The 3416-nt window shown below is 55.4% G+C and carries 1 protein-coding gene; it reads left to right on the top strand.

What is annotated here, in order from left to right; genetic code table 11:
- Positions 1-26 precede the first annotated feature (26 nt).
- On the top strand, positions 27-3416 hold a 3390-nt coding region (locus L4D06_RS00010; protein ID WP_429737447.1), incomplete at its 3' end, for a beta strand repeat-containing protein.

Raw genomic sequence — 3416 nt, 5'->3', positions numbered from 1 at the left:
CGGTTAACCCTGACAGTGCACAAACCCTGCCAGACGGTGAATCGGCAAACGACACCTTCACCCTCACAGCGTCTGATGGCTCAACCCATCAAATCACGGTAACCGTGGAAGGCACCGACGATGCAGCTTTCGTCACGGGCGACTTGAGCGCGTCTGTTGCTGAAGGCGGCGATGCGTCTGTCTCCGGTTCAATCAACATCAGTGACCCTGATGCGGCGATACAACCGACCCTTGAAAACGGCACGGTGGAAGGCGAATACGGTAGCCTTACACTGACGGACGGTGAGTGGACCTACACGGTCAACCCTGACAATGCACAGTCTTTAGGTGACGGTGATTCAGCCACAGACACCATCACGGTCACTGCATCGGATGGCTCTGAGCACCAAATTACAGTGACGGTAACAGGCAGCGATGATGCCTCTGTGGTCACGGGTGTGACCTCGGGTGGCATTGATTTAGGCGCAGACACGCCTCAAACCAGTGTCTCTGGCACGCTCTCGATTTCTGACGTGGATGACGGCGACACACCAAGCTTTGACAATGTCTCTCTCGACGGTGATTACGGTACCTTCACGCTGACTGACGGTAACTGGACCTACACGGTCGATCCGTCCAAAGCCGATGCACTGAACGACAACCAGACCGAGCAAGAGGTGTTCACCCTGACCGCCTCGGATGGCACGGTGCAACAAATCACGGTGGATGTCACAGGCACCGACGATGCGGCAGTTATCTCTGGTGATTTCACCGCGAGCATCACTGAAGATACTGGCGCACAAACAGCTTCTGGCACCATCACGAGCACCGATGCAGACACGGGCGACACCCCAACGATTCCAAATGGCACCTTAACCGGTGAATACGGCTCGCTGACCTTGGTTGATGGCGCATGGACATACACCGCTGACAGCGCATCTATCCAATCACTGGCAGATGGCGATACCGCGACCGATACCATCACGGTCACCGCATCAGACGGCACCACCCAAGACATCGTGATTACCATCACGGGTACTGACGATGCCGCTGTCGTCACAGGCGACACGGCTGGCAACACCACGGACCAAGGCACCACAGTGTCNGGCTCTATCAGCATCARTGATGTGGATAACGGTGAAAACCCAACCATCGATAACATCACNATYGAAGGGGAATACGGTAGCCTCACACTGACTGACGGCGARTGGACCTACACGGTTAACNCTGANARYGCACAAACCCTGCCAGACGGNGAATCGGCAAACGACACCTTCACCTTAACGGCATCTGATGGGTCCACCCATCAAATCACGGTGACCGTTGAAGGCACCGATGATGCCGCGGTTGTCACGGGCGACTTGAGCGCCAGTGTGGCGGAAGGCGGCGATGCCTCTGTTTCTGGTTCAATCAACATCAGCGACCCAGATGCGGCAGTACAACCGACCCTTGAAAACGGCACGATTGAAGGCGAATACGGTAGCCTGACACTGACGGACGGTGAATGGACCTACACGGTTAACCCTGACAATGCACAGTCTCTGGGTGATGGCGATTCCGCCACCGACACCATCACAGTGACGGCTTCTGACGGCTCTGAGCACCAAATCACGGTGACTGTAACAGGCAGTGATGATGCCTCTGTGGTCACGGGTGTGACCTCTGGCGGCATTGATTTAGGCGCAGACACGCCAGAAACCAGTGTCTCTGGCACGCTCTCTATCACTGACGTGGATGACGGCGACACACCAAGCTTTGACAATGTCTCGATCGACGGTGATTACGGTACCTTCACGCTGACTGACGGTAACTGGACCTACACGGTTGATCCGTCTAAAGCCGATGCACTGAATGACAATCAAACCGAGCAAGAGGTGTTCACACTGACGGCATCGGATGGCACGGTGCAACAAATCACGGTGGATGTGACAGGCGCAGATGATGCGGCAGTTATCTCTGGTGATAGCACCGCTAGCATCACTGAAGATACTGGTGCGCAAACAGCCTCTGGTACCATCACCATTACCGATGTTGATACGGGTGACACGCCCACGATTCCAAATGGCACCTTGGCGGGTGAATACGGGTCGTTGACGTTTGTTGATGGCGCTTGGACTTATACCGCTGACAGCGGGTCTATCCAATCGTTGGCTGATGGTGATACCGCGACCGATACCATCACGGTCACGGCGTCTGATGGCACCACCCAAGACATCGTGATTACTATTACGGGTACGGATGATGCTGCGGTCATTGAAGGCAATACGTCAGGTGCGATCACTGAAGATACGGGCGCACAAACCGCGTCTGGCACCATCACGATCACCGATGCGGACACGGGTGAAACACCGACCATTCCGAATGGCACTTTGGCGGGTGAATACGGTTCGTTAACGCTTGTCGATGGCGCATGGACGTACACCGCTGACAGCGCTTCGATTCAATCGTTGGCTGATGGCGATACTGCGACTGACACCATCACGGTGATAGCGTCGGATGGCACCACGCAGGATGTTGTCATTACTATCACTGGTACTGACGATGCTGCTGTCATTGAAGGCAATACGTCAGGTGCGATTACTGAAGATTCAGGCGCACAAACGGCCTCTGGCACCATCACGATCACCGATGTTGATACCGGTGACACGCCCACCATTCCAAATGGCACCTTGGCGGGTGAATACGGGTCGTTAACGCTTGTCGATGGCGCGTGGACATACACCGCTGACAGCGCGTCGATCCAATCGCTCGCTGACGGTGATACCGCGACGGACACCATTACGGTCACCGCATCAGACGGCACCACCCAAGACATCGTGATTACTATCACAGGCACAAATGATGCCGCTGTCGTCACAGGCGACACGGCTGGCAACACCACGGACCAAGGCACCACAGTGTCGGGCTCTATCAGCATCAATGATGTGGATAACGGTGAAAACCCAACCATCAGTAACACCACGATTGAAGGTGAATACGGTAGCCTTACACTCACTGACGGCGAGTGGACGTACACGGTTAACGCCGAAAGCGCACAAACCCTGCCAGACGGGGAATCGGCAAACGACACCTTCACCCTCACAGCGTCTGATGGCTCAACCCATCAAATCACGGTAACCGTTGAAGGCACCGACGATGCAGCTTTCGTCACGGGCGACTTGAGCGCGTCTGTTGCTGAAGGCGGCGATTCCTCTGTCTCTGGCTCAATCAACATCAGTGACCCTGATGCGGCGATACAACCGACCCTTGAAAACGGCACGGTGGAAGGCGAATACGGTAGCCTAACACTGACGGACGGTGAATGGACCTACACGGTTAACCCTGACAATGCACAGTCTCTGGGTGATGGCGATTCCGCCACCGACACCATCACAGTGACGGCTTCTGACGGCTCTGAGCACCAAATCACGGTGACTGTAACAGGCAGTGATGATGCC

Source organism: Enterovibrio makurazakiensis (genome assembly GCF_050336585.1).
GTDB classification, from domain to species: Bacteria; Pseudomonadota; Gammaproteobacteria; order Enterobacterales; family Vibrionaceae; genus Enterovibrio; species Enterovibrio gelatinilyticus.
This window is presented reverse-complemented; position numbering and strand designations above follow the sequence as displayed.